Raw genomic sequence first — 3,637 nt, 5'->3', positions numbered from 1 at the left:
GATGGCTGGTTTTCGCCACCAGCGTGGTCAGCGGCAGCAGGCCGTCGGCGACCAATTCCAGCAGCGCCGGCAGGGCGTGTTGCACCAGCGGCAAGCCTGACGGCGCTTCGCGATAGGGCAGTTGTTTTTGCGCCCAGGTGTGCGGCGCATGGTCACTGCCAATTACATCCAGACGATCACTCAACAATGCCAGGCGCAAGGCGTTGCGGTCGGTGCGTGTCTTGATCGCCGGGTTGCATTTGATCTGGTGGCCGAGGCGGGCGTAGTCGCGGTCATCGAACAAGAGGTGATGCAGGCAGACTTCCGCCGTGATGCGTTTTTGCGCCAGGGGTTTGTCTTCGAACAGCACCAACTCCCGTGCGCTGGTGATGTGCAACACATGCAGGCGCGTGCCGTGCCGCTTGGCCAGTTCCACCGCCAGGGACGAGGAGCGATAGCAGGCCTCGGCATCGCGGATCAGCGGGTGTGCTACGGCAGGAATGTGCTCACCGAAACGCTCGCGCATCCTTTGCTCGCGGGCCAGGATGCTGGGGGTGTGCTCGCAGTGGGCCAGGAGAATGGTCGGCACCTCGGCGAACAGACGCTCGAGGATCTTCGGATCATCCACCAGCATATTGCCGGTAGACGCACCCATGAACACTTTGACCCCGGCGACTTCCCGCGGGTCCAGCGCGGCGACGGTGTCGAGGTTGTCGTTGCTCACTCCGAAGTGAAAACCATAGTTGGCCACCGAATGCAGCGCCGCGCGGCGCTTTTTGTCGGCCAGGGCATCCAGGTTCAGGGTCGCCGGGTTGGTGTTGGGCATGTCCATGAAACTGGTGATGCCACCGGCCACCGCCGCACGGGACTCGCTGTAGAAGCTGCCTTTATCCGGCGCGCCGGGCTCTCGGAAGTGCACCTGGTCGTCGATCATTCCCGGCAGCAGCCACTGGCCTTGGGCGTCGATTTCCACGGTGGCGTTGGCGTTGTCGATGCTGCCGGCGATCTTCTCGATACGGCCATTGGCGACCAGCAGGTCAGCCTCGAATTCCTCGCCTTCGTTCACCAGGCGGGCGTTGCGGATCAGCAGGCGGCTCATGCTCAGAACTCGTTTTGCAGGGCTTTGTAACCCAGTACCAGGTCGACGTTGGTGCGTGCCACATCTTCGGAAAACTCCGAAGCGCTGACACTCACCGGCGGGAACTGGGACAGGTCGGTGTTGGGGCCGATGCGGGTGGTGGAGGGCACGTAGAACGCGTCGGGCAAATCGCGGCCGTCGACTACAGAGTTGTGCCGCACCACGCAGCCATCGCCGACGACGCAGTTGAACAGCACGCTGTTGAAGCCGATGAACACCCGGTCACCAACGGTGCAGGGCCCGTGGACGATGGAGCGGTGGGCGATGGAGGTGAACTCGCCGATGGTTACGGCGGCGCCGGATTTGGAGTGGATCACCACGCCGTCCTGGATATTCGAATTGGCCCCAATGGTGATCGGGTCCATGTCACCGTTGGCGTCGACTTCGTCGGCGCGGATCACCGCGTAAGGGCCGACAAATACGTTTTCGCCGATGATCACCTTGCCGCAGATGATTGCGGTTTTGTCGACGTAGGCCGATTCGGCAATCACGGGCAGATCGCCGGAAGGGTTCTTGCGGATCATGGGTCAGGTTCCTTGAGAGGCGCGGTGATGATGTTTACGTGATGGCCGTCGATGGCGTTGTAGAAGCAGGTGGGCCGGCCGGTGTGGCAGGCCGGGCCTTGCTGGTCGACGATCAGCAATACCGCGTCGCCGTCGCAATCCAGGCGGGCCTCCACCAGCAGTTGCCAGTGGCCCGAGGTTTCGCCCTTGCGCCACAGTTGCTGGCGCGAGCGGGACCAGTAGCAGACGTGCCCGGTGGCCAGAGTTTCGTCGAGGGCCTGGCGGTTCATCCAGGCCAGCATCAACACTTCGCCGCTGCCGTGTTGCTGGGCGATGGCGGCGATCAGTCCATCGCTGTTCCACGGCAGGGCGTCGAGCACGCTATCGAGTGGAAAGCGGCTGCCGATGGCAGCCTCTTCCAGGTCAAGCATGCTCAGGCTCATGGCTTGCTCAGGGCCGCGCACAGGGTGTTGAGGTTGTATTCGAACAGGCCGGTAAAGGTGCTGGCCGGACCTTCTGCGGCCAGGGCGTCCGAGTACAGCGTGCCGCCGATCTGCGCGCCGCTTTCGTCAGCGATCTGCTGGAGCAGACGCGAGTCCTTGATGTTTTCCATGAACACGGCCTTGACCTTGTCCTTGCGGATCTGGGTGATCAGCGTGGCGACTTCGGCGGCCGACGGTTCACGTTCGGTGGACAGGCCTTGAGGCGACAGGAACTCGATACCGTAGGCCTGGCCCAGGTAGCCGAAGGCGTCATGAGAGGTGACGATGCGACGGTTACCCGGTGGCAGCGCGCCGAACTTGGCCTTGGCTTCAGCCAGCAGGCGGTAGATTTCTTTCAGGTACACCTGGCTGTTGTGCTCGTAGTCGGCCTTGTTGGCCGGGTCGGCAGCGATCAGCGCCTTGGTGATGTTGTTCACGTAGATAACGGTGTTGGCCAGGTTGTGCCAGGCGTGCGGGTCGGGGATGGTTTCGCCGTCCTCTTCCATGGTGTGGGAGAGCACGCCTTTGCTCGCAGTGACCACAGTGGCCTTGGTCTCGGTGCTGGTGACCAGGCGATCCAGCCACGGCTCGAAGCCCAAGCCGTTCTTGATGATCACCTTGGCCTTGAGCAGGGCCTTGGCATCGTCCGGTGTTGGTTCGTAGGTGTGGGCGTCGGCGTCGGGGCCGACCATGTTGCTGATCTGGATATGATCGCCACCGACCTGGTGGGTCATGTCGTCAAGAATACTGAAGCTGGTAACCACCTGAAGCTTGTCGGCAGCCTGGGCCGTCGCGAACGACAGCGGCAGCAACACACTGAACAGCACGAGTAGAGCGCGCATCGGGAAACACCTCATTGGGATGTAAGCAAAGGCGGGCGGCGCAGCAAGCCGTGCACCGGACCGAAGACCACGGACAGCAGGTACCAGCCGCCAGCCACCAGCACAATTGCCGGGCCGCTGGGCAGCGAGTAGTAGAACGACAGCAACAAGCCAAGCCATACCGACAGGCATCCCAGCACTGCTGATATGGCGATCAACACCGGCAGGCGCCGGCTCCAGAAACGTGAAGCAATCGCCGGCAACATCATCAGGCCGACCACCATCAACGCGCCGATGGCCTGGAAACCGATCACCAGGTTCAGCACCACCAGCGTCAGGAACAGGCCGTGGGCCAGCGGGCCGAGGCGGCTGACGGTTTGCAGGAACAGCGGGTCGAGGGTGTCCAGCAGCAGCGGTTTGTAGATCACCACCATGGCGATCAGGCTGAAGCCCGAGACCCAGAGCATGCCGGTGAGGGTCGGGCCGTCTACCGCCAGGGCCGAGCCGAACAGCAGGTGCAGCAGGTCCAGGCGTTTGCCGGCGAGGCCGAGGATCAGCACGCCGCTGGCCAGGGAGATCGGGTAGATGGCGGCGAGGCTGGCGTCTTCCTTCAGCCCGGTGCGACGGGTAATCCAGGCGGCGAGGCCGGCCATGCTCAGGCCGGCGCCCAGGCCGCCGATGGTCAGCGCGGGCAAACTCAGGCCGGCAAACCAG

General features: G+C 63.3%; 5 protein-coding genes. All 5 read right to left on the bottom strand.

Annotated elements, in window-relative coordinates; translation table 11 throughout:
• The coding region (locus HX846_RS18470; protein WP_178965855.1) for a dihydroorotase at nucleotides 1-1,078 on the bottom strand (1,078 nt) is incomplete at its 3' end.
• 2 nt (nucleotides 1,079-1,080) lie between these two features.
• Complete coding sequence (locus HX846_RS18465; protein WP_087694587.1) at nucleotides 1,081-1,641, bottom strand: DapH/DapD/GlmU-related protein; 561 nt, start codon at nucleotides 1,639-1,641, stop codon at nucleotides 1,081-1,083.
• Entirely contained in the window at nucleotides 1,638-2,063 is a 426-nt protein-coding gene (gene hisI, locus HX846_RS18460; protein ID WP_008439510.1) for a phosphoribosyl-AMP cyclohydrolase, read from the bottom strand. The genes HX846_RS18465 and hisI overlap by 4 nt, the downstream gene beginning before the upstream one ends.
• Nucleotides 2,060-2,944 carry a metal ABC transporter substrate-binding protein gene (locus tag HX846_RS18455; protein ID WP_003213485.1) on the bottom strand — a complete coding sequence of 295 codons (885 nt, stop codon included), beginning with the start codon at nucleotides 2,942-2,944 and terminating at the stop codon, nucleotides 2,060-2,062. Before HX846_RS18455 ends, hisI begins: the two co-directional genes overlap by 4 nt.
• 11 nt (nucleotides 2,945-2,955) lie before the next feature.
• Nucleotides 2,956-3,637 (bottom strand): metal ABC transporter permease (locus HX846_RS18450; RefSeq protein WP_178965854.1); only part of this gene is annotated, 682 nt, incomplete at its 5' end.

This window comes from Pseudomonas sp. K5002, assembly GCF_013386655.1.
GTDB lineage: Bacteria > Pseudomonadota > Gammaproteobacteria > Pseudomonadales > Pseudomonadaceae > Aquipseudomonas.
This window is presented reverse-complemented; position numbering and strand designations above follow the sequence as displayed.

Bases quoted from the DNA above. Each gene is read 5' to 3' on its own strand.
- HX846_RS18465 (WP_087694587.1), bottom strand. From the start codon at position 1,641: ATGATCCGCAAGAACCCTTCCGGCGATCTGCCCGTGATTGCCGAATCG.
- hisI (WP_008439510.1), bottom strand. From the start codon at position 2,063: ATGAGCCTGAGCATGCTTGACCTGGAAGAGGCTGCCATCGGCAGCCGC.
- HX846_RS18455 (WP_003213485.1), bottom strand. From the start codon at position 2,944: ATGCGCGCTCTACTCGTGCTGTTCAGTGTGTTGCTGCCGCTGTCGTTC.